The 23,582-nt window shown below is 61.7% G+C and carries 15 protein-coding genes; 5 read left to right on the plus strand and 10 right to left on the minus strand.

Annotated elements, in window-relative coordinates; genetic code table 11:
* Positions 1-55 precede the first annotated feature (55 nt).
* The 4 genes from ACIOUG_RS00410 (at position 56) to ACIOUG_RS00425 (ending at position 4,108) form a co-directional block, all read left to right on the plus strand.
* Positions 56-1,210: a MalY/PatB family protein gene (locus ACIOUG_RS00410; protein WP_401061631.1), complete on the plus strand. Its 1,155-nt coding sequence runs from the start codon at positions 56-58 to the stop codon at positions 1,208-1,210.
* 207 nt (positions 1,211-1,417) lie between these two features.
* A complete protein-coding gene (locus ACIOUG_RS00415) occupies positions 1,418-2,275 on the plus strand; it encodes a glucose 1-dehydrogenase (RefSeq protein WP_401061633.1) in 858 nt (285 codons plus the stop codon).
* 6 nt (positions 2,276-2,281) lie between these two features.
* Positions 2,282-3,625, plus strand: coding sequence for a cation:proton antiporter (locus tag ACIOUG_RS00420; protein WP_401061635.1), 1,344 nt, complete (start codon positions 2,282-2,284; stop codon positions 3,623-3,625).
* 186 nt (positions 3,626-3,811) lie between these two features.
* The gene (locus ACIOUG_RS00425; RefSeq protein WP_401061637.1) at positions 3,812-4,108 is read left to right on the plus strand and encodes a hypothetical protein; all 297 of its coding nucleotides are present in this window, start codon (positions 3,812-3,814) and stop codon (positions 4,106-4,108) included.
* 54 nt (positions 4,109-4,162) lie between these two features.
* Here the strand turns inward: ACIOUG_RS00425 and ACIOUG_RS00430 are convergent, their stop codons facing one another.
* The 4 genes from ACIOUG_RS00430 to ACIOUG_RS00445 all read right to left on the minus strand — a co-directional run bounded on the left by ACIOUG_RS00430 (position 4,163) and on the right by ACIOUG_RS00445 (position 10,694).
* The gene (locus tag ACIOUG_RS00430; protein ID WP_003224989.1) at positions 4,163-4,699 is read right to left on the minus strand and encodes a hypothetical protein; all 537 of its coding nucleotides are present in this window, start codon (positions 4,697-4,699) and stop codon (positions 4,163-4,165) included.
* Positions 4,700-4,765: 66 nt separating this feature from the next.
* Positions 4,766-6,688 (minus strand): PAS domain S-box protein, encoded by a 1,923-nt coding sequence (locus ACIOUG_RS00435; protein WP_401061639.1) that lies wholly within the window; start codon positions 6,686-6,688, stop codon positions 4,766-4,768.
* Between the two features lie 26 nt (positions 6,689-6,714).
* On the minus strand, positions 6,715-9,045 hold the full coding sequence (locus ACIOUG_RS00440) for an ATP-dependent DNA helicase (protein WP_401061641.1): 2,331 nt from the start codon (positions 9,043-9,045) through the stop codon (positions 6,715-6,717).
* The gene (locus tag ACIOUG_RS00445; RefSeq protein WP_401061643.1) at positions 9,042-10,694 is read right to left on the minus strand and encodes a VRR-NUC domain-containing protein; all 1,653 of its coding nucleotides are present in this window, start codon (positions 10,692-10,694) and stop codon (positions 9,042-9,044) included. Before ACIOUG_RS00445 ends, ACIOUG_RS00440 begins: the two co-directional genes overlap by 4 nt.
* Positions 10,695-10,899: 205 nt before the next feature.
* Between ACIOUG_RS00445 and ACIOUG_RS00450 the strand changes: the two genes are divergently transcribed.
* Entirely contained in the window at positions 10,900-11,124 is a 225-nt protein-coding gene (locus ACIOUG_RS00450; RefSeq protein ID WP_401061645.1) for a YgdI/YgdR family lipoprotein, read from the plus strand.
* 113 nt (positions 11,125-11,237) lie between these two features.
* Here the strand turns inward: ACIOUG_RS00450 and ACIOUG_RS00455 are convergent, their stop codons facing one another.
* From ACIOUG_RS00455 to ACIOUG_RS00480, 6 genes are all read right to left on the minus strand, one after another.
* Positions 11,238-11,612 (minus strand): hypothetical protein, encoded by a 375-nt coding sequence (locus tag ACIOUG_RS00455; protein WP_401061647.1) that lies wholly within the window; start codon positions 11,610-11,612, stop codon positions 11,238-11,240.
* 238 nt (positions 11,613-11,850) lie between these two features.
* Entirely contained in the window at positions 11,851-13,704 is a 1,854-nt protein-coding gene (locus ACIOUG_RS00460) for a polyurethanase (RefSeq protein WP_401061649.1), read from the minus strand.
* 216 nt (positions 13,705-13,920) lie between these two features.
* A complete protein-coding gene (locus ACIOUG_RS00465; protein ID WP_401061651.1) occupies positions 13,921-15,609 on the minus strand; it encodes a polyurethanase in 1,689 nt (562 codons plus the stop codon).
* Positions 15,610-15,671: 62 nt separating this feature from the next.
* Positions 15,672-18,758 (minus strand): autotransporter domain-containing protein, encoded by a 3,087-nt coding sequence (locus tag ACIOUG_RS00470; RefSeq protein ID WP_401061653.1) that lies wholly within the window; start codon positions 18,756-18,758, stop codon positions 15,672-15,674.
* 311 nt (positions 18,759-19,069) lie between these two features.
* Positions 19,070-22,021 carry an autotransporter domain-containing protein gene (locus ACIOUG_RS00475; protein ID WP_401061655.1) on the minus strand — a complete coding sequence of 984 codons (2,952 nt, stop codon included), beginning with the start codon at positions 22,019-22,021 and terminating at the stop codon, positions 19,070-19,072.
* Positions 22,022-22,211: 190 nt separating this feature from the next.
* Positions 22,212-23,582 carry a TolC family outer membrane protein gene (locus ACIOUG_RS00480; RefSeq protein ID WP_401061657.1) on the minus strand — a complete coding sequence of 457 codons (1,371 nt, stop codon included), beginning with the start codon at positions 23,580-23,582 and terminating at the stop codon, positions 22,212-22,214.

Raw genomic sequence — 23,582 nt, forward strand, 5'->3', positions numbered from 1 at the left:
TCGGGTTGGGCTTAGAATGGCGCCCAGGACCAATCCCGCCTTCACGAGACCGCGCATGACTTTCGATTTTGATCAGGTATTCGACCGCCACAACACCGGCAGCACCAAGTGGAGCCGCTATCCGGCCGACGTGTTGCCGATGTGGGTCGCTGATATGGATTTCGCCGCGCCACCCGTGGTCATCGAGGCCTTGCAGCAGCGTCTGCTGCACCCGCTGGTGGGTTACAGCGTGGCCCAGGACAATCTGCGTGAAGCCATCGTCGCCGACCTGTGGAACAAGTTCGCCTGGAAGGTCAAACCGCAGGAGCTGATCTTCCTGCCGGGCGTCGAATCCGGTTTCAACATGGCCCTCAAGGCGCTGGTCAAACCGCAGCAGAACGTCGTAGTGCAGGTGCCGAACTACCCGCCACTGCGCCAGGCGCCGGGCCATTGGGGGCTGAACAAGGTTGAACTGCCGTTCGATGCTCTGGCGGATGGCACCTACGCCACTGATCTGGACAGCCTGCGCGAAGCATTGCACGGCGGCGGCGCCCTGCTCCTGAGCAACCCGCACAACCCGATCGGTAAAGTCTTTGGCCGCGAAGAGCTGCAAGCCGTGGCCGATATCTGTGTGGCCCAAGACGCCTGGATCATCTCCGACGAGATCCACGCCGAGCTGTGTTTCGACGGCCGCTCGCACATTCCGACCGCGTCCCTCAGTCCGGAAATTGCCAAGCGCACCATCACCCTGATGTCCGCCAGCAAGGCTTACAACATCGCTGGCCTCAAGACCTCGTTCATGATCATCCAGGACGCCGCCCTGCGCGAACGCGTCAACCACGCCCGTTGCGGCATGGTCGACAGCGTCAACCCGCTGGGCATGGAAGCCACCCGCGTCGCCTACAGCGAAGGCGCGCCGTGGCTGGCCGAACTGAAAACCTACCTGCAGGCCAATCGCGACTGGCTGGTGGATGCGGTGCGCAGCCGCTTGCCGGGCGTGACCATCAACGTGCCGCAAGGGACGTATCTGGCGTGGCTCGATTGCTCGGCGCTGGAACTGGGCAATCCGCAGCAGTTCTTCCTCGAACAGGCCAAGGTCGCTCTCAGCGCCGGGGTGGATTTCGGTGATCAACACCAACAGTTCGTGCGCCTGAACTTCGGCTGCCCAAGGTCGTTGCTTGAAGAAGGCATCAGCCGCATGGAGCGCGCCCTGGCACACCGCAACACCTGAAAACACAGATGATCCCTTGTAGGAGCTGCCGCAGGCTGCGATCTTTTGCTTTTGATTGTTAAAAACAAGAGCAAAAGATCGCAGCCTTCGGCAGCTCCTACAGAGGCTTTGTGTTTGCAGCGGGTGTGCAGCGCAAATCCGATCGAACTCACGGCAAACCGTCCGGGTCAACCACCCATACCTGCCCTGAGACCTCGGAGATTTGTGATGACCGATTACCCAAAACCGCCCTTCCCCAAACAGGCCCAAACCGTCCCGGGCGCGCAAAGCAAAATGCAGCCCTACCCCGATTGCGGCGAACAGAGCTACGTCGGTTCCGGGCGGCTGGCCGGCAAGATTGCGCTGATCACCGGCGCCGACAGCGGCATCGGCCGCGCAGTGGCGATCGCCTTCGCCCGTGAAGGCGCTGACGTGGTCGTGGCCTATCTGAATGAACATGACGACGCCAAAGAGACCGCGCGCTGGGTCGAACAGGCGGGCCGCCAATGCCTGCTGCTGTCCGGCGACCTCGCGCAGAAGGCCCATTGTCAGGAACTGGTGGACAAGACCGTCGAACGCTTCGGGCGCATCGACATTCTGGTCAACAACGCCGCGTTCCAGATGACCCACGAGACCTTCGAAGAAATCCCCGACGAAGAATGGGTGATGACCTTCGACGTCAACATCACGGCGATTTTCCGCCTGTGTCAGGCGGCGCTCAAACACATGCGCCCCGGTTCGTCGATCATCAACACCAGTTCGGTCAACTCGGACATGCCCAAACCGACCCTGCTCGCTTACGCCACCACCAAAGGCGCGATTGCCAACTTCACCGGCGGTCTGGCACAGATACTCGGGCCGAAAGAAATCCGCGTGAACTGCGTGGCCCCCGGGCCGATCTGGACGCCGTTGATCGTCTCGACCATGCCCGATGAAGAAGTGCAGAACTTCGGCAGCGAAACCCCGCTCGGTCGCCCCGGACAACCGGTGGAAGTGGCGCCGATCTATGTGCTGCTGGCCTCGGATGAAGCCAGTTACATCACCGGCCAGCGCTACGGCGTTACCGGCGGCAAGCCGATGTTGTAAGCCCCGATGAGCTTTGTCATCTGGGTCGCGGTACTGGGCGCCGTGTTGCTGACCCTCGCGCTGACTTCGTCGTACCTGCGCTGGATGCCGGTCACCACCTCGGCCGTGTGCCTGTTGCTGGGGGTCGGCATCGGCCCGAGCGGTCTGGATTTGCTGAAGCTGCCACTGGAAAACGCCTCGGTGTGGATGGAACACCTCACGGAAGTCGCAGTGTTGTTTTCGCTGTTTGTCTGCGGGCTCAAGCTGCGTCTGCCATTGCGCGACAAGCGCTGGCGGATTGCTTTCGGGCTGGCCGGCCCGGTGATGGTCTTGACCATCGCCGGGGTCAGCATATTGCTGCACTGGGGCCTGCAACTGTCGTGGGGCCCTTCGCTGCTGATCGGGGCGATGCTCGCACCGACTGATCCGGTGCTGGCCGCGCTGGTGCAGGTCAACGATGCGCGGGATGTCGACAGCGTGCGCTTTGGCCTGTCCGGTGAAGCCGGGCTCAACGACGGCATCGCTTTTCCGTTCGTGATTCTCGGCTTGCTGCTGTTGCAGGCCGACGCGCAACCCGGCGCTTTGACTGATTGGGTGCTGCACGGTTTGCTCTGGGCAGTGCCGGTCGGTCTGCTGACCGGTTACTGGATGGGGCGCGGCATTGGTCGGATCACCCTGTCGCTGCGCATCCGTAATGACGACAGCACCCTGAGCCCGAATGATTACCTGGCGCTGTCGCTGATTGCCCTGGCCTACGTCGGCGCAGATGCGATTGGCGGCTATGGATTTCTGTCGGTATTCGCCGCTGGCCTTGGTTTGCGCCAGGAAGAAGTCAAATCCACTGGCGCCAGTCAGCCGCCCGCCGAACATCTGGTGCAACCTGTGGTGGGCCACCAGAACGTCGAACCACAGCACGCGGTGCACGGTGATACCGAACGACTGGAAAGCAGTCAGGTCGCCGCCGGGATCATGATGGGCGACATGCTCTCGTTCGGCAGCCTGGTGGAACGGGCCATGGAAGTGTTTCTGGTGACCCTGCTCGGCGTGGTGCTGGTGCCGCATTGGGACTGGCGGGCGTTAGTCATTGGTGCGGTGCTGTTCTGCGTGGTGCGTCCGCTCTGCGTGGCGCTGATGCCATGGGGCACCTTGCTCGACGGTGGTCAGCGCCTGTTGATCGGCTGGTTCGGGATTCGCGGGATCGGCAGCCTGTTCTACCTGTTTTATGCCTTGAACCATGGCCTGAGCCCTTCGGTCGCGACGCTGTGCACCAACATCACCCTGTCGGTGGTGGCGTTGAGCATTTTGCTGCACGGCATCAGCACCCAGCCATTGCTGGCGCGCTACGAACAACGGCAAAAACGAAAAAACTGATTTTTTCCGCAAGTTTCCCTCGGTCGATCCATCGAACTTTTTTCTGAAAATAAATGGATCCCTCGACCAAAGCCGACAGTCACAACCATAACCCCTCGCTGGATGCACTCGGCGGGGTCCGGCAGGTTCGGTTCCCCTGCGGCTTGCAGCCCTGAAACGGAATCTTTGGATAACAAGGTCACGGTCATGAAAGAATGCTCGACTCCTGCACAAATCAAGGCTTGCAGGGCTTTGGCCCTGGAACGCAATCGTCAACTGTTCGAAGATGCCCACGTCCTCAACCGAGCCGCTTATGAGCTGCTGGAAGCGGACAATCTGGACCTCGAGCAGTTTGAGCACTATCGAGCACTGCGCCGCAAAGCCGATGCGAAGTTCGAGGAAGCCATCGATCACTTGTGCGTCCTCAACGAAGACTTCCCGCCGATTCCGATGTCACCGCATCACTCGCAGGAGTTGCGTCGACAGCTTGAAACCGTCGAATAAAGCGCCCAAGAAAAAGCCCGGCAGCGATGTCCGGGCTTTTTCTTTGGGCGGTGCTCAGCCTCCGGGGTTGGTCACCTGAATGAACACCGCGTAAGCACCGAGCAATATCCAGAACGTGGCGAAGATCCATGGGGTGCGCACCGAAAACAACAGCGATTTGCGATAGCCCTTGTGGCTCGACTCCATTTCACTGAACAGCGGCGACTCGTCGTAAGCCATGCCCATGATCGGCTCGCTGCGCAACAACTCGCTCTGCTTGTAGTGCCAGTGATCAATGATGTCGTACGCCGCACGAATCCCCGGCCAGGCGTTGAGTGAACTGAGCAGCCCGAGCAGTGCGAGAAACGGCGGCACCACCAGCGTGAACAGCTTGCCCCACTCGGGGTTGAGGTTGGCCATGCACGAGGCAAAGGCAATCACCAGAAATGACTGCGCTGCCAGATAGGCATCGGTACGGTTGGCGAGGATGCTGGTTTCGTACTGGATTTCCTTGCGGTAGAAATCCAGGCGTTCCTTGGGTGAACCGAACATTTTGGCGTCGTGTTCGGTCAAGTGCTCTTCAGCGGTGGGCTGGGTCAGTATGCGAGGCAAGGGACGCGCACTCCGTGGCGGGGAAACCTGTTAGAAGGCCCTCGCCACGGACAAGTTCAGGCGGATTCATTTCATCGACTGGGCGATGATTTCCACCAGGTTGAGCTGGGTGAACGGCTTGGGCAGACGCGGCAGTTGCGCAGCGAAGCCTTCGAGGCGTTCGGCGTAGCCGGTGGCCAGAATGATCGGCAGCTCCGGCTTGAGCAGGCGCACGCTGTGAGCCAATTGCGCGCCGCTCATCTGCGGCATGGCCATGTCGGTGATCATCAGGTCGATGACTTTACCCTGATCGAACAGCGCCAGCGCCGCGTCGCCGGATGTCGCGCTGATGACACGATGCCCGAGGTCTTCGAGCAGCAGCGTGGTGCTGGTCAACACCAAGGAGTCGTCGTCCACCACCAGCACACTGAGGCGCGGGACCAGAACCGGCTCGACCGCCGGGTAAAAGGTCTTGGCCGTCACACCGGCCACGGCCACCGGTATCCACAGTTCAGCGGTGGTGCCATGGCCCTTTTCACTCTTGAGAATGAAACGGCCGCCCAATTGCTCGATAAAGCCATGCACCATCGACAGGCCCAGTCCGGTGCCCTTGCCCACGCCTTTGGTGGTGAAAAACGGATCCCTGGCCGAACCCAGCGTGGTTTCGTCCATGCCTTCGCCGGTATCGATCACGCTCAGGCACACATAGTGCCCCGCCGCCATTGAGGAATGGCTTTGCTCAAGCACGACTTCCGGCTGCGCGGTAATGGTCAGGCTGCCACCTTCCGCCATCGCATCACGGGCGTTGGTCGCCAGATTAAGCAACGCCAGCTCCAGTTGGTTACTGTCCGCGAGCACCGGTTGCAGGTTTTCGGGAAACCGCGTGTCGATGCGAATCCCCGGCCCTATCGAACTGCGTAACAGCCCGGTGATCCCTTGCACCAGTTGCGGGATATCGACCGACTCGGTCTTCAGTTCCTGACGGCGGGCGAAGGCCAGCATGCGCTGGGTCAGCGATACGCCACGCAACGCCCCCTGAGTGGCGTTCTCCAGCAGTCGACCGTTTTTCGGATCTTCGCCGATGCGCTTCTGCAGAATCTCGAGATTGCCGAGAATCACCGTCAGCAAATTGTTGAAGTCATGGGCGATGCCGCCGCTGAGTTGACCGATGGCCTGCATCTTCTGCGCCTGGAACAGCGCTTCACGGGTCTTTTCCAGGGCCACTTGCGACTCATGGGCCTGCGTCACATCGCGGGTAATTTTCGCAAAACCCAGCAACGTCCCGGTTTCACCACGAATGGCGTCGACCACCACGTGGGCGAGAAACCGGCTGCCATCCTTGCGTACCCGCCAGCTGCGGTTTTCGAACCGTCCCTCGCGGACCGCAGTCTCCAGCGCCCGTTGTGGCTCACCGTGCTCGCGGTCCTCGGGGGTATAGAAGATCGAAAAGTGCTGACCGATGATTTCTTCCGGCAAATAGCCCTTGATTCGCTGGGCACCCTGATTCCAGTTGGACACCCGACCTTCCGGGCTGAGCATGTAGATCGCGTAGTCGGTAACCCCCTGCACCAGCAAGCGGAACTGCTGCTCGCTTTGCTTGAGGGTTTCTTCGGCCATCTTGCGGTCGGTCAGGTCGCGGGTGATCTTGGCGAAGCCCAGCAGCGTGCCGTCCGGGTCGATGATCGGATCGATCACCACGTGCGACCAGAAATGCGTACCGTCCTTGCGCACCCGCCAGCCCTCGCCTTCGAAACGTCCTTCGCGGATCGCGGTGTCCAGCGCCCGTTGCGGCAAGCCGGCGGCGCGATCCTGCTCGGTGTAGAAGCGCGAGAAATGCTCGCCGAGAATCTCTTCCTTCTCGTAGCCCTTGAAGCGTTTGGCACCAGAGTTCCAGCTGGTGATGATGCCGTCCGGATCGATCATGTAAATCGCATAATCGACTACCGCATCGATCAGCAGACGGAAACGCATCTCCTCGATCGCGGCGGTTTTGCTCGGGTTATCACTCATCAGGGTCACCGCTGGTTTTCATTACCTTAAGTATGCGGCAATCCGGCGCCTTGGGAAGGTGCAAACGCGCTTCTATTCTCGCTTTGATCGGCGCACGCCTCTGCGCCGAGCGCCCACCAGCGGGGCAACAGCTGCTGGATTCGCGGCTCGGCAAACCGGTCGTCAATCAGCATCACCACGCCGCGATCCTCGCGGGTGCGGATCACCCGACCGGCGGCCTGCACCACTTTCTGCACGCCAGGGTACAGATAGGTGTAGTCGTAACCGGCGCCGAAGATCGCCGCCATGCGCCGCTTCAACTGCTCGTTGACCGGGTTGAGCTGGGCCAGCCCCAGAGTGGCGATGAACGCGCCGATCAGCCTTGCCCCGGGCAGGTCGATGCCCTCGCCAAATGCACCGCCCAACACGGCGAAGCCGATGCCCTGGCTGTCGGCGCTGAACTGATCGAGAAAGGCCTGACGCTGCCCTTCAGCCATACCCCGGGACTGCTGCCACAGATTGATCTGCGGATGGCGTTCGGCGAGCAGCGTCAGCACCTGTTGCAGGTAATCGAAGCTGCTGAAGAAAGCCAGGTAATTGCCCGGACGCTCGCTGAACTGGCGGGCGATCAGCTCGACGATCGGCTCCAGCGACGCCTGGCGATGATTGAAGCGCGTGGAAATCCGGCTGACGATCTGCACCTGCAACTGATCGGCGCTGAACGGTGATTCGACGTCGATCCATACCGTGTCGGCGGGCGTACCGAGCAGGTCGGCGTAATAGCGCCGCGGGCTCAGCGTCGCCGAGAACAGCACGCTGCTGCGCGCCGCTTTCAGGCGCGGGCCGATGAACGCCGCCGGCACCACGTTGCGCAGGCACAACTGCGACAGCGGCCGTTTGCGCTCGAGGTCGCGCTTGCTGATGTCGAACAGGTAATGCTCGTCGAACAGTTCCGCCACGCGGCCAAACTGCAGCATGTCGAAATAGAAGGTTTGCAGCGCGCTGTCGAGCCCCTGCGGATGGTCATTGAGGTAATCGCCAATGGCCGCGCTGCACAGGGACACCGCTTGCAGCAGTTTCTCCGGGGCTTTGTCGTAGGCCTGATACGGCGCCAGTTGCAGCTGATGCAGCGCGTTCCACTCACGATTGACCCGTTGCAGGGATTTTTTCAGCACCTCGGGGGCCGTCTTGCGCACACTGGCCAGCGCGGCCTGATCGAGACTGGCGCTGTACATCGAACGCCCGCGCTCGACCAGGTTGTGCGCTTCATCCGCCAGCACCGCGACTTTCCACTGATTGAGCTGGGCCAGACCGAACAGCAGCGCACTGAAATCGAAGTAATAGTTGTAGTCCGCCACCACCACATCGGCCCAACGGGCCATTTCCTGGCTCAAGTAATACGGGCACACCGTGTGCTGCCGGGCCACTTCGCGCATCGCCGCCTGATCGAGCAGATTGATCCGGCTGGCCGCTTGCCGGGCGGCGGGCAGGCGATCATAAAAGCCTTGGGCCAACGGGCAGGACTCGCCGTGACAGGCTTTGTCCGGGTGTTCGCAGGCCTTGTCGCGGGCGACCATCTCCAGCACCCGCAACGGCAAGTCTGGCGACTGTTCGAACAACACCTGACTGGCATCCAGCGCCAGTTTGCGCCCCGGGGTCTTGGCGGTCAGGAAGAACACCTTGTCCAGTTGCTGCGGCGCCAAAGCCTTGAGCATCGGGAATAGTGTACCGAGGGTTTTACCGATTCCGGTCGGTGCCTGGGCCATCAGGCAGCGGCCGGTGCTGACCGCTTTGAACACCGATTCGGCCAGATGCCGCTGGCCGGGGCGAAAGTCGGCGTGGGGAAAGCTCAACTGCTGCGCGGCCCGATTGCGTGCCTCGCGATGGGCCATTTCCTGCTCGGCCCAGTTCAGGAACAACCGGCATTGCTGTTCGAAAAACGCCTGCAAGGCTGACGCACTGAAGGCCTCGACCAGACAGGTTTCCTTTTCGCTGACGATGTCGAAATACACCAGCGCCAGATTGATCTGCTCAAGCGCAAGCTTGCGGCACATCAGCCAGCCGTAGACTTTCGCCTGCGCCCAATGCAGCTGGCGGTGGTTGGCCGGCTGCTTGCTGAGGTCGCCGCGATAGGTTTTGACTTCTTCCAGACAGTTCTGCGCCGGGTCGTAGCCGTCCGCCCTGCCCCTGACCTTCAATTGCAGAAACTCGCCTTCCAGCGCCACTTCGCTCTGGTATTTGTCGCTGCGCCGCGAGGCCACGGTGCGATGCCCGAGCATGCCTTCGAGGGCTGTCGGCGAAGGGGTAAAACGCAGGTCGAGGTCGCCGGTCTTGGCGGTGAACTCGCATAGGGCACGGACGGCAATGCTGTAGCTCAAGCGCTCTGCTCCGCCCATTGCACGTAGCACACGGCGACCGGCATCTGGTGTTGGTGGCAGAACTCCAGCCAGCGCAGTTGGTTGTCCTGCAAGCGGTCACCGGGACCTTTGACTTCGATCATCCGGTAGGTCTTGTGCTGCGGCCAGAACTGGATCAGGTCGGGCATGCCGGCGCGGTTGGCCTTGATGTCGAGCAGCAGGCGATTGAACCAGTGCTTGAGGTGTTCGGCCGGCAAGCACGCCAGCGCCTGCTCCAGCAGTTGCTCATTCAACGCACCCCAGAATACGAACGGCGACTGCACGCCCCATTTGGCAACGAAGCGCTCACGGATGGTCGCGGCGTAACGGCCATCATCGAGCTGGTCGAGGCAGGCCTGGAACAGCTCGGCGCGGCGTTGCTGGAAATCTTCGTTGAGCAGATCCACCGGCCCGCGTTGAAACGGATGAAAGAACGCTCCCGGCAGCGGCGCAAAAATCGCCGGCCAGCACAACAGGCCGAACAGCGAGTTGATCAGGCTGTTCTCGACGTAATGCACCGGGCCGCTGTCTTCGTGCAGATGCGCCTGCACATAGAACTCCACCGACAGCGACGGATCGGTGCGCGGCAGTTGCAGATCGAGGCGCTCGACCGGGCGTGGCGCTGTTCGTTTGAGCGGCGGCCCGCCGAGTTTGCGTCGCAGCCGTGGCAGCATCCGCTGCAGGCTCTGCTGTTCGGCGGCGCTTTCCGGCGCCTGTTCGGCGAACGTCGCGAGCTCCAGCGCCAGTGCGTATTCGCCGCAGCGCTCCAGCACCCGGATCATTCGCTGACGAGCGCCGGGGTAGGCGCAATCGCGGTAAATGCTCAGCGCCAGGGCGAACTCAGTGATGCGCTCGCAATACTGGCCGATCTGGAACAGCACCTTGCCGCGTCGACGTTGCAGCCACGGGTTGTCGAACTGCAATGCGCTGACCTGCTCGACAATCGGCTCCAACGGTTCACCGGCTTCGAAACGCAATTGGCACTGATGCAGGAACAGGCAGGCGTCAACGTCCTCTCGGCTGCGCAGGCCACGGGAGTCGGCGCAGAACTCGACTTTTTCGTAAGTAAAGATGCCGAGGTCGGCGAGGACGAATTCCGACCAGTCCTGATACAGGTTGCCGAAGAACATCAGGCGCAGGCGGTCGCACAGGTCCATGATGGTCAGGCTGAGCAAGCGTTCGGCCAACGTCGGCGCCCAGTCGTAGAGGCTGCGCGATTCGCTGAACTGCTCGGCGAGCGCCGGCAGCCAGTCGTCCTTGCGGCCCTTGGGCTGTTCGATAAACCTGCCGAACGCTTGCAGGAGTTCGGCCTTGAGCAACACGTCGAACACTTCGGCCACGTTCAACAGAGCCTGATCGTCGAGCCAGCCATGACTCAACAACGGCTGCGCGGCGTCGCTGATGTCCCCGATTTCCGGGTAGTTGAGTTTGCCGAGGCGGAAATGCACGCCCTTGCGCATTACCATGCGCACCAGCAGACCCTGGGAGGCGCGTGGCAAAGCCTTGAAGTCGCGGATAAAGCCGTGCTCGGCTTCGCTCATCACATCGGCATAGCGAAGCTCAAGCCAATCAAGCACTTGCCGGAAGTTGTTAAGGTAATAGAACGGATCGTCGAGCGGGTTGGCAGTCACGGGAATTCAGGGCCATGGCGAGCAAATACTGGTTATGCGTACAGATACCAGCTCTGCCCGGTCGCGTGCAAACGGAAAAAGATCAATGGCAGTGGCAATCGGGATTTTTTCAGGCTGTCATCGAACTTTTCCCGGTTCGATGGCACCAACCGCGTTAGAGACCGACGTCGGTCAATTGATATGGAATGAGGTATTTGAGGTGGGTATGAAGATCAAGACTCTGGGCATTCCCCTGGCGGTAGCGGCCTTGCTGGCATTGGCCGGCTGCTCGACGCCGACCGTGGTGACCTTGCAGAACGGCACCCAGTATTTGACCAAGGACATGCCGAAAACCAAGAACAAGGACGGGTTCTATGAGTTCGAGGATATTTCCGGGACCAAGGTGAGAGTCCGCGGCGACGAAGTGGCGACGGTGCGCAAAGAAGACTGACACCCCGCTGTACGTGTAGGAGCTGCCGCAGGCTGCGATCTTTTGACTTTGTTTTTAAGATCAAGAGATCGCAGCCTTCGGCAGCTCCTACAGGAAAGTGTTATCCGCATGGGTTATTCGAAAGCAGGCAAACCCACAATGCTGTTGTCACAGCTGAAATACTGCTCGCCCCGCCGCGCCAGCTCGGCTTGCAGACGCCGGCAGCGCTCCAGGTCCTGCTGGGTCATGCGGTCAATGCTCAGGTTACCGGTGGCTTGTGCCTGTTTGTCGTCACCGCGCCGGAACGTCACGAAAGGTTGTTCGGGCTGGATCTGAAACACGCTTTTCGCTTCGACCGGCTCGAGCGCTTCGGTCTTTTGCGGTTTCGGCAGTTGATCGCTACTGATCCCGTAACGGCTCAGAATCGAGGTTGGCGGCAGATCGGCCCAGGCATTGGCCGATAACAGCGCCAGTCCGACAATCCCGACATACCCCTGGAACCTTCTCACGTGTGCATCTCCTGTACTCAATGACGGCTAGCTATAGAACGTGTGTGCACGTGCTGGCTTTAGGCCGCTTCTGCGGTTTGCAGAGCTTTTGAGTCAGGGTGTGGCTGTCGAGTCACTTTTGATACCGAGTTGTGGCGAGGGAGCTTGCTCCCGCTTGAGCGCGTAGCGCTCACAAAGTCTTCAGGGCCGCTTCGCGACCCAGCGGGAGCAAGCTCCCTCGCCACAGGTTACGGATGCATCAGGCGATCACAATGCCATCGGCACTGAGGCTATTCAGCGCCACCCCAACCAGCGTCACCGAGTCACCGCCAAACTTCAGCACCGTGTCCTGTCCCACCATCGAGGCATGAGCGCGGAAGTCGTCGTTGGGCAACACGCCCTGCACGCCAAGGAACACCAGTTTGTCGTTGGCCGTAAAACCCACCACCCGATCCTGACCGAACGCGCCGTTGAACAGGAACGTATCCGCCCCGCCCCCGGACTCCATCAGGTCATTACCGGCGCCACCGACAAACACGTCGTTGCCGGCGCCACCAATCAAGTGATCGTTGCCGTCCAGGCCAAACAACCAGTCACCGCTCGCGTGGGCCTTGAGCGTGTCGGCGCCAGTGGTGCCTTTGACGCTGGACTCGTACTGCGTGACGTTGTTGCCGACCTTCAAACCACTGGCGGTGACGCTGTGGGTCACGTCGTCCTTGAACAGGCCCCAGAGGAAGCCCGGCTCCTTGGTGACGATGCTGCCGATGTCGCGGGTGATGCTGATCCCGCCGTTGGCGTCGCGGATGTACAGGTTGCCGGCGCCGTCGTTGGCGAAGTCGAAGGTGTTCACTGATTTCTGCAAGTCGAGGGTGTTGTTGCCGGCGCCACCGAGAATCACGTTGTAGCCGCCAGCGTCACGGAAGGTGTCGTTGCCGGCGCGACCTTCGAGGTAGTCGTTGCCGCTGCCGCCCTGGATCAGATCGTTGCTGTCGCTGCCGATGATGAAGGTGCTGCCCTTGTGAGTTTCGGCGTTGCGGTTGAGGTCCTGCACCCAGGTGCTGGCCCGCGCCGGGTCCGACAGGTTGGCGACGATGATCGTCGAGTCCTTGCTGGTCAGGTCGTAGAACTTCGACTCGATGATCCGGTTCATGCCGTCGCCGTAAGCGGTCGGCAGGTGCGAGATCCAGGTCGGAATATTGAGGATGGAGAAAGGCAGCAGATTCCACGCGGTCGAGGCGTAGTGATCGTTGAAGCTGACGATGTTGTCGGTGGCCGATTCCTTGGGCGCGTCGTGCACGCCGACCGAGGCGCCGGTGAAGGCCGAGCCGTCGAGGGCACGGAACACCGGATCGTTTTCGTAACCGACGTTGAGCACCTTGTCGGTGCTGCTCTGGGTCGGCGAGGCGTAGGCGATGTAGTTGGAATCGGCGAAGAACCCGCCCCACTTGCCGCCACTCAGATCGGCCATGCTGTTGACCGCCAGCCCGCCGAGGCTGTGGCCGCTGACCAGCACGTCCTTGCCGGTCAGGCCGTTGGCCTTGGCGAACGCCACCACGTCATTGAGCAGATTGCCGAACGCTTCGCCGACGTAATTCTTGGCGTAATCCTTGGGACCGAAGGCTGCCAGCAGATCGTTGATCACGTCGCCGATCGAATCGAGGATCAGGTTTTCCCGCGGGCCGCTGGTGCCGCGAAAGGCGATGCCGATTTCCGTAAGATGGCCCTGGGCGTCGTACTTGCCGAGGATTTCCACCTGGGCGGTGGTGTAACCGGCCTTCTCGCCGAAGAAGGTTCCGCGCGCGTCGGTCTTGCCGTCGTAGCCCAGTTGCGAGGCGGTGATCGGTGTCCAGCCGGCCTTTTTCACCGCGTCGAGGGCGAGTTTTTCCGAGTCGGGGTTCCACGGAATACCGGGAATCACCCCTTGCGAATCAGTACCGCCGAGCAGCGCGGTCACTAACGTGGCGGGCAGGCCGATACCAAAACCGTTGTGCTGATAACCGGCGGCAAAGCCGTTATCGAGGTTGTGATAGGAATACAGCGTGATCGCCATGGCATCGCTGAACAATGCCTTGGAATCGGCTGTGCCGAAGTTTTTGTAGTCATACACACCCATTGCTATTGCCTCTCTTTTGTTGGAATTGTCAGAGATAGCTCACAGCCAGAGCGCCCCTCGCGGGCACGCCCCGGAGCATTTCAGTACTACTTGCATTGCTTTTAACTGTAGGAGTGAGCCTGCTCGCGATGAGACCGTGTCAGGCAACATGGATGGAGACTGACTCACCGCGATCGCGAGCAGGCTCACTCCTACAGGGTTTGTCTTAACAAGGAGCTAGGCGAACACGAACGCCGAATCCGACAGGTTAGCCACTCCCACCCCGATCAGGGTCACGGCATACTCGCCAATCTTCAGCACGGTGTCCGCGCCCGACTGCGCAGCATGCTGCTTGTAGTCGTAGCCCTGCCCCGCGCCTTCGACGCCCATGAACACCAGTTTGTCGCTGCCCTGGTAGCCATTGATCGCGTCGAAACCGAATGCGCCGCTGAACAGGAAGGTGTTGTTGCCACCCACCGCCGTCATCACGTCATTGCCAGCGCCGCCGACGAAGGTCACATGGCCTTTGTCGCTGATCATCTGGTCATCGCCACCCAACCCGAACAGCCAGTCACCGTCGGCGCTGGCGTGCAGTGCATTGCCGTACGCATCGCCATTGAGCGAATGGGTGTACTGGGTCAATTCGCTGCCATTGGTCAAACCCTTGGCCGTGACACCCCAGGTGATCTCTTTGCTACCCCACCACGACCCCGACTCCTTGCTCACCAGCGCGCCGATGTCGCGGGTCATGCTGATGCCGCCGTAGGCGTCGCGCACGTACAGCGTGCCGTCACCGTCGTTGGCGAAGCTGAAATTCTGCAGCGGTTTCTGCAGCTCGAAAGTGTTATGACCCTGGCCCCCGAGAAGGATGTTGAAACCACCGTCATCGCGGAACCGGTCATCACCGCCCAGGCCTTCGAGGAAGTCGTTACCCGCCCCGCCCTTGAGCCAGTCGTTGCTCTGCGTACCAATGATGAAGGTGCTGCCGGTGTGCGGCTCGCCGCTGCGCCCCAGATCCTCGACCCAGGTCTTGCCCCGGGACGATTCCTCAAGGTTGGAGACGATGATGGTCGAGTCCTTGTGCGTGAGGCTGTAGAACTTCGAGTCGATCACCCGGTTCAAGCCATCGGCATACCCGAGCGAACTGTGGGCCGACCAGTTCAGCGGATTGACGATGCTGAAAGGCACCAGGTTCTGCGCGGTAGACGCGTAGTTGTCGGTGAAGTTGACGATGTTGTCGGTGGTCGACTCATGCGGCCCGTCGTGCTTGCCCAGCGAACCGCTGCTGAACGTGGTGCCGTCCAGCGCACGAAACACCGGATCGTTTTCATAACCGATGTTCAGCACGTTGTTGCCGGTGCTGCTCTGGGTTGGCGAAGCGAACGCAATGTAGTTGGCGTCCTTGAAGAACCCGCCCCAATTACCACCGCTCAACTCGGCCACGCTGTTGACCCCGAGGCCACCGAGGCTGTGGCCGCTGAACAGCACGTCCTTGGCGGCAATGCCGTTGGCCATGGCGAACGCGGCGACAGCTTTTAGCAAGTTGTCGAAGGCGTTCTTCGCGTAGTTGCTCGCGTAATCCGATGGCCCGATGGCGGCCAGCAGGTTGTTCTTCATGTCGCCGAAGGTATCGCTGTAACCCAGCCCGCCGGTGCCGCGAAAGGCCACGCCGATGCCGATCAACTTGCCACCGGCATCGTACTTGCCAAGCACTTCGGCCTCGGCGCTGGTGAAGCCGTCCTTCTCACCGAAGAACGTGCCCTGCGCGCCGACCTTGCCCTGATAACCCAGCGCCGTCGCGCTGAGCGGTTTCCAGGCGGTGGCCGGCAACGGCTGGCCAGTCGGCGTGTAGGCATACAGCGTCAGCGCGATGGCATCGCTGTACAACGCTTTGCCATCGGCATTTTTATAATCGAACAATCCCATGTTGTGCTCTCTCTTCCTTCAAGTCAGGACTGGCAGCCTCCGAAAAGACTGCCAGTACTCCTTCAGAACTGCCAGTCGAGAGTCAGACCCACACCGTGGTCCTTCTCGTTGTTACCGATCAGTCCGTTGTAGTCCAGGTTGACCCGGACATCGCGATTGAGCGCCAGCCCGGCGCGTACGCCGACCACGGCCGCATCACGATCCATCGACACACTCTGCACGGTGAACGCGCTGTTGCCATTGGCAAATGCCAGATGACTGTCAGCATCGACACTGCTCAGGTTGTGCTGCCAGCCGAGGGTCGCGCCCAGTTCCAGCTGATGTTTGTCCGACAGCGCGAAGCTGCGCTTGGCGCGTACGCCAAGGGTCGACAGCACTACGTCGCGGTTGTCTTCCGCGCTCTTGAGCGCCGCGGCATCACCCTTCTCGGTGAAGCTGTCGGTGTTCAAATGCACGTACGACAGGTTGGCGAACGGCTCCAGATTCATCGGTTGCAGGCGCAGATCATAAGCCGCTTCGGTGAACACCTGGGTGGTCGCCGCATCGTGCTTGGTTTTCTGTTTACCGCTGACGTCACCGAATTGCAGGTCACGTTTCACATCCACGCGATGCCAGCTATAGGCCGCACCGGCGGTCAGACGCAGCGCATCAATCTGATGCCCGAGGTACGCACCCAAGTGGTAGCTGTCGACTGAAGCCGACGAATGCGTATCGCCGCCCATGTTCAACGAGCTGTCGCTATAACCAGTAACGAAACCCAGACGCGTATCTTCAGCAATCAAACCGTCGACACCGGCCAGCAGGCCACCGATGGAGCTGTTGGAGTCGGCGTTTTCGTGGCCGCCATCACTTTTGCCCCACGAGCCCAGGACCTTGACCCAGGCGTTGCTGCGGTCGTCGGTCGGCGCGTTGGCATTGAACAGATCACGCTCACGCAGACGCTCGCCTACCGCTTCCCGCAGGTAGCGGCTATCGTTGATCAGCATCGTGCCGATGGCCGGATGGATCTCGCCGGACAATTGCTGGAAGGCCTGTTGCGCCGAGGCTGCGTTCGGCGACAACAGCAGGGTTTCGAACAGCGCATTGCCCGCACCCAGACGTTCGGCAGCCGCGCCGACCGCACGCTGGTTCGGCGTCAGACCGACACTGGCGAACGACGCGCCATTGCGCCCGACGTCCAGTTGCACACCGCTCGCCGAGTACGCCAGGGTGCCGCCGAGGAACGCGTAGTTCGGCAGCACTTGCCCGAACTGCCCCTGAATGCCACCGGCCGCTTGCAGGATATTGAACTGAGTGCCGAGCAGGCTCTTCACTTCGGTCGTCGTCAGCAGGGTCGGGCTGTTTTCCAGCGACAGACTGACCGTGGCGCCATCGATCACCGCTTTGCCACCGGCAACGATCTTGTCGCTGCTGGTCGGCGACACTTCTACCGCGTAGGTCGAGCCCGGCTCGAAGGTCACGTCACCGGCAATGTTCAGGGTGCCGATCGAGTTGCCCGGCGCGACGGTACCGCCGCTTTTCGCAGTCAGTGCGCCGATGCGGCCGTTACCGCCGAGGATGCCGCTGTCGTTGACCGTGACCGCCGAAGCCAGCGAGCCGTTGATCGCCAGACGCCCCTGATTGACCAGGGTCGGGCCGCTGTAGGTGTTGTTGCCGGTCATCACCAGTGTGCCGATACCCTGCTTGGTCAGGCCGCCGTGACCGGAAATGTCGTTGCGCCAGGTGTCGAGGCCGCAGGTGATGTCGGTGCACAGGCGCTCGGTCGGTTTGCCCTTGTCGATGATCGCGCCGATGCCCGGCAAGTCCGCGACAAACTGCCCGGAACCGTAGGCACCCTGGATGCGGAATTCTTCCGGGATGTCTTTTTCGGTGACGAACATTGCCGGGCCGTCGATGCCCTTGCGCAGGTTGATCATGCCCCAGCCGTACAAAGCGTCGATGCCCGGTGCGCCGAGGTCGGTGGCGGTGGTACGCAGTACCGTGGCGACCTGATCGCCAGTCATGTACGGGAAGCGCTCCATCAGCACCGCCATCGAGCCGGCCACGTGTGGCGCGGCCATCGAGGTGCCGTTGTAGTTTTTGTAGCCGGTGGTCAGGTTGTCGGCGTTGGTGCCGCTGATGATCGAGCTGTAGATTTGCGTGCCCGGCGCCGAGACGCAGAAGCTCGCGGTGTAGCCGCAACGCGAAGAGAACGTGCTCATGATGTACGGATTGGCGCTGGCCAGATCCGGGTTCTTCTGCAACGCGGCGACGGTGATCCAGTTCGGCGCGATGTCCGGCACGAAGTAACCGAGGCCGGCGATGGCGTCCGGGTTGTTCAGGTTGTAATCGTTACCGGCGGCGAAAATCGTCACGATACCGCTGCGGGCGGCGGCGATGGCGCCGTCGTAGGCACCGCCGGGCTTGGTCCCGAGCAGCGTGCGGATTTCATTGAACTGCAATTGCGCGTCGTTGACGGTGAAGTGCGGATACGCCGGGTTACGGCCGCCGAGGTCGAAACGGTCAGTGATGCCGATGCCCCAGCTGTTGTTGATGATCCGCGCGCCACTGGCGATCAGCGCGTCCCAACCGGCCTTGTACACCGCGCCGTCGTTGCCACGGACGATGCCGTCCTCCGGGCCCGGGTCGCCGTTGTCGGCACTGATGATCTGCGCACCGAACGCCACCCCGTGCATCGGCCCGCCATCGCGGCTGCCGGCAGCAATGCCACCGACGTGGGTACCGTGAGCACCGAGCTTGCCGTCGGAACCGACCGAGGGCGAACCGTCATAGCGAAACGCATCCCCGGCTTTGACCGGGATGTACGGGTCGGTGTATTCGCGGATCCCGCTGGTGACCAGGGTCACGACTTTGTTGGGACCGGAGAACTCCGGGTGCGCGGCGTACACCGGCTGGTCGAAGATCCCCAGCTTCACGCCTTTACCGGTGTAACCGGCGGCGTAGGCGTAATCCGCGCCGATGGCGCCCAGGCCCCAGTCAGCCTTGAATTCGGCACTGCGCCAACTGGCGGGATCGCCGCTGCGACCGCTTTCCACATAAGGCGCCGCGTGCGCGCTGCCCCAAGTGGTCAGCGCACAGAGTACGGCGCAATTGAGGGTTTTCATGGCGAAGCGACCGCCCGTTTGCGCGGGGGTATTGTTGTTATTCATCCAGCGACCTTCCTTAGTGTTGTTGCGAAAAATCCGTGTATTTCAATCTCATGAATACTGCTTTTTGTGGCGAGGGAGCTTGCTCCCGCTGGGGCGCGAAGCGGCCCTCTGCATTCTTCCAGTCGAACCCGGCCTGGCGAATTTGCGACTGCTGCGCAGCCGAGCGGGAGCAAGCTCCCTCGCCACAGGTGTGTGCTCACTGAATCTGTAGGAGCTGCCGCAGGCTGCGATCTTTTAACTTTGATTTTTTAATAACAAGATCAAAAGATCGCAGCCTTCGGCAGCTCCTACAGGGTTACGCGTACGCCCCGTCAGAACTGCCAGTTCAGGCTCAACCCCACCCCATGGCTCTTCTCGCGATTGGCCAGTTGGCCGTTGTAATCGAGGTTGACCCGCACGTCCTTGCTCAACGCCAGGCTGGCTTGCACGCCGACCAGTGCCGCGTCACGCACCAATGCCGAACTCTCGACCGCGTACGGCGTGCTGCCGCTGGCAAAACGCAGATGTTGTTCAGATTCGATGTCGCTGAGGCTGTGCTGCCAGCCGAGATGCCCGCTCAGGTCCAGCGCTTGCTGATTCGACAGGTTGAAGCGCTTGACCGCGCGCACACCGAGGGTACTGAGCACCGCATCACGCTGCTCGCCGGAGCTTTTCAGTGCCGCCGCGTCGCCCTTTTCGCTGAAGCCGTCAGTGTCCAGATGCACGTAAGCGAGGTTGGCGAACGGCTCCAGCGCCAGCGGTTGCAGGTTCAGCCGGTAAGCCGCTTCGCCGAAGACCTGCGTGGTCGCCGCATCGACCTTGGCTTTCTGTTTGGCGCTGACGTCGCCGTATTGCAGATCGCGCTTCACATCGGCGCGATGCCAGCTGTAGGCCGCACCGGTGCTCAGGCGCCAGGCGCCGATGTCATGACCGGCGTAAGCGCCGAGGTGATAGCTGTCGACCTTGGCCGACGAGTGCGTGTCCGCGCCCATATTCAGCGAGCTGTCGCTGTAACCGGTGACCAGACCGATGCGGGTCTGCTCGTCCAGCGCGCCGTCGACACCGGCGAGCAAACCGCCGATCGAGGTGCTGTAGCGCGCCGTGTCGTTGCCGGAATCGGTCGAACCCCAGGCGCCGAGGGCCTTGATCCAGCCATTGCTTTGTGAGGCGCTGGCATCCTGCAGACGCTCGCCCACCGCGTCGCGCAACTGGCGGCTGTCATTGATCAGCATCGAGCCGAGCGCCGGATAGATCTCGCCGCTCAGTTGCTGGAACGCTTGCTGCGCCGATGCAGCAGACGCGGACAGCAGCAGGCTTTCGTACACCGAATTGCCGGCGCCCAACCCCTCGACGGCCGTCGCTACGGCACGCTGATTCGGGGTTTGCCCGACGCTGGCGAACGAGGTTGCGTTGCGCTGGATGTCGAGCTGAATGGCGTTGGCCGCGTAGTCGAGATTGCCGCCGATGAACAGGTAGTCCGGCAGCACCGCACCGAACCGGCCCTGGATGCCGCCAGCCGCTTGCAGAATGTCGTACGAATGACCGAGCAGGCTGCGCGCTTCAGTGGTGCTGAGCAAAGTCGGACTGTTTTCCAGCGACAGACTGACCGTAGCGCCGCTGATGTTCGCCGTACCACCGGCAACGATGCGGTCGCTGCTGGTCGGCGACAGCTCGACCGCGTAGGTCGAACCCGGGGCGAAGGTCACGTCACCGGCCACGTTCAAGGTGCCGATGGAATTGCCGGGCGCTACGCGGCTGCCACTGTTGGCGATCAGCGAGGCGATCCGCCCGGAACCGCCCAGGGTGCCGCTGTCATTGACGGTCACCGCCGAGGCCAGCGAACCGTTGACGCTGAGCAAGCCGCCATTGACCGTGGTCGGGCCACGGAAGGTGTTGTCGCCGGTCAGCAGCAAGCGCCCTGTTCCGGACTTGATCAGGCTGCCCTGATAGACCCGCGTCGCCGCTGCGGCATCACGCGCCATACCGACTGCGTAGTCGGTCTGATCCTGCTGACTGGCGCCGGCCGGGACGCCGTTCTGCCAGCCCTTGTCCTGCAAAGTCTGCTGCCAGGCGCGGTGTTCGGCGAGGTCTTCGCGCTGGCGCTGAATCAGCGCCTTGTCGGAGATGTCATTGCTCCACACATCGCTTTGCCCGGCGGCCAGGTTGGCATCGAACGCGCCGAGCAATTGCCCCGGCCCGCGCATCGCCCGGTTCAGGTTGGCCACGCCCCAGCCGACCCGCTCGGTGGGTGCATCGGTGACCGAACCGTCGAGTTGCGTGGCGGTGGTCAGCAGCACTTCGAGCGCCTGCTGATTGTTCATGTACGGATAGCGTTCCATCACCAGCGCGAGGGCCCCGGTGGCATGCGGCGCGGCCATCGAGGTGCCGGACTTGATCGCGTAACCACCGCCCGGAATGGTGCTGTCGATCTTCGCCCCCGGCGTGGTGATGCACCAGTATTTGGCGATGCCGCACTGGTTGTACTTCTGCTGATTGCTTTGATCCAGCCCGGAAACCGCCAGCCAGTGGCCTTCGAGATCCGGCTGAAAATACGGCAACGCCGAGCGCACGCTGGCGTTCGGGTAGCCGCTGTTGCCGGCGCTGAACACGTTGATCACGCCACGGCGCGAGACGTCCGCCGCCGCGTCGAGCCAGGTGCCCTGATTCCAGTGCTGGGCGTAAGCGGCGTGCAGATCGGCCAAGGTGCGATAGCTGACATCCGGCGGCTGGCTGCCCCAACTGTTGTTGATCGCGCGCACGCCGGCGGCGGCCAGAGCGTCGTAGGCCGCTTTGAAATAGCGCGGATCGGGTTTGGGGCCGAAGAGGAAGCTGTCGTTGTTGTTGGTGTTGCCGACGTAGATTTGTGCGTTGTACGCCACGCCGTGCATGCCGCTGCCGTCACGGCTCGCGCCCATGGTGCCGACCACGTGAGTGCCATGCGAATCGTTGTTGGGGTTGAGGGTGCCATTGACGCTGAACAGCGAGCCGTCGACGTAACTGCCGGACGCCAGCACCGGGTGATAGCGCTCGCTGGCGAATTCGGGGTGGGCGGCATCGAAGCCGGAATCAAGGGCGCCAATCTTCACGCCTTTGCCGGTGATACCGGCAGCGTAGGCCTGATCCGCCTGCATCCGCGCCAGGCCCCAGTCGCGCTGGAATTCGGCGCTGCGCCAACTGGCGGGATCGCCGGGCTTGCCGGTTTCAAGGTACTGCGCGTTGGCTTGCGCGATGGAAACTGCGAGCAACAGCGTGCCGACCGCTGCCGGCTTGATGCGTACGTCCATGTTCACCACTCACTTTTCTTATGTTTTTTATTACCCGTTTCACCGGGCGAGCATTGCTTGAAATATCGAGCGAATCCCCATTTGTGGCGAGGGAGCTTGCTCCCGCTGGCTGCGCAGCAGCCCCAAATCTGGTGAGCGCTGCGCACTCAAGCGGGAGCAAGCTCCCTCGCCACAAGTTCAGTGCCTGCCATTAACGCGATTGGGTTTTCGGGCCTTGTCCGAAGGCCTCATCCACCCGCGCCAGGTCCTGTTCGTTCAAGGTCCCCGCGTAGTAATGCAACTTGGTCCAGGCCATCAAGTAGTCGTAGCGTGCCTGAGCCAGATCGCGGCGGGTGGTAAACAGTTGTTGTTCGGCGTTCAGCGCGTCGAGGTTGGTCCGCTCACCGCCGAGAATGCTTTGCTTGGTCGACACCACCAACGCCTCCGCCGAGGCCAAGGCCTTTTGGTAAGCGCGCAGTTTGTTCACCCCGGACAGACAGGCGCTGAACTGGCGGCGCAGTTCGATCAAGGTCTCGCGGGTCTTGCCATCGAGTTCGTATTCCGCCTGCTCCATGGTGCGACTGGCCTGACGGGTCGAGGCCGACACCCCGCCACCGGCATACAGCGGCACGTTGACCTCAAAGCCGATGGTATTGGTGTCGTAACGCTGGTTATAGGTGTTGCCGCTGTCCGATTCGGTCTGGCGCAGCGAAGCATAGGCACTGACTTTCGGCAGGTGCCCGGCGCGGTTGCGCTCCACTTCGTACTTGGCCACTTCAACCGCCTGACGCTGCGACGCCAGGTTCGGGTTGTTACTGATCGCCAGCTCGTGCCAGGTGTCGTAGTTGGCCGGCATCAGGGCGAAGGTCTGGAAGTTCTGATCCAGTGGTGCCAGCTCGCTGATGTCCACCGTCGGCACACCGACCAGCGCCCCCAGCTCACGCAGCGCCGCGTCCTGTTCGTTGCGCGCCTCGATCTCTTCGGCGGTCGCCAGTTCATAGCGCGACTCGGCTTCCAGAATGTCGGTGCGCGTGCCCTCACCCTGTTTGAACATGTGCTCGTTCTGCTGGAACTGTTGCTCGTAGGCCTTCTTTTTGGCCTGGGCGATGTCGATCTGATCCTGAGCGAACAAGGCCTTGGTGTAGTTGTCCAGCACGCGCACCAGCAGCTCCTGGCTCTTGCCGCGAAATGCCTCATCGGCAAACAGCGACTGCGCCACGCCTTTGCGATACGCCGCGTAGGCTTCGTAATCGAGCAACGGTTGCTGCAAAGTCAGGGTCGAGCCGTAGCTGTTGTAGTTACGGTCTTCGGTGAGGTTGCCGCGATTGGTCAACTGCGTGGCCTTGGAGGTGTTGTGGCCACGGTTGTAGTTGTAACCCAGTTTCGGCAACAGCCCGGCGCGGCCAATGGCACGGTTCTCCAGGCCCGCGTCGCGCTCCTTGATCGCGCCGAGGAACACCGGGTCGTTGCGCAATGCCTGCTCGTAAACCTCGAATGGCCCCATGGCCGCCAGCGCGCTGTTTCCTGCGAGCAGCGCGAACGCTGCTCCCAACATCGAAAGCTTATTCATACAGCCGAACAT

It is taken from the genome of Pseudomonas sp. NPDC087803 (assembly GCF_044742995.1).
Lineage (GTDB): Bacteria > Pseudomonadota > Gammaproteobacteria > Pseudomonadales > Pseudomonadaceae > Aquipseudomonas.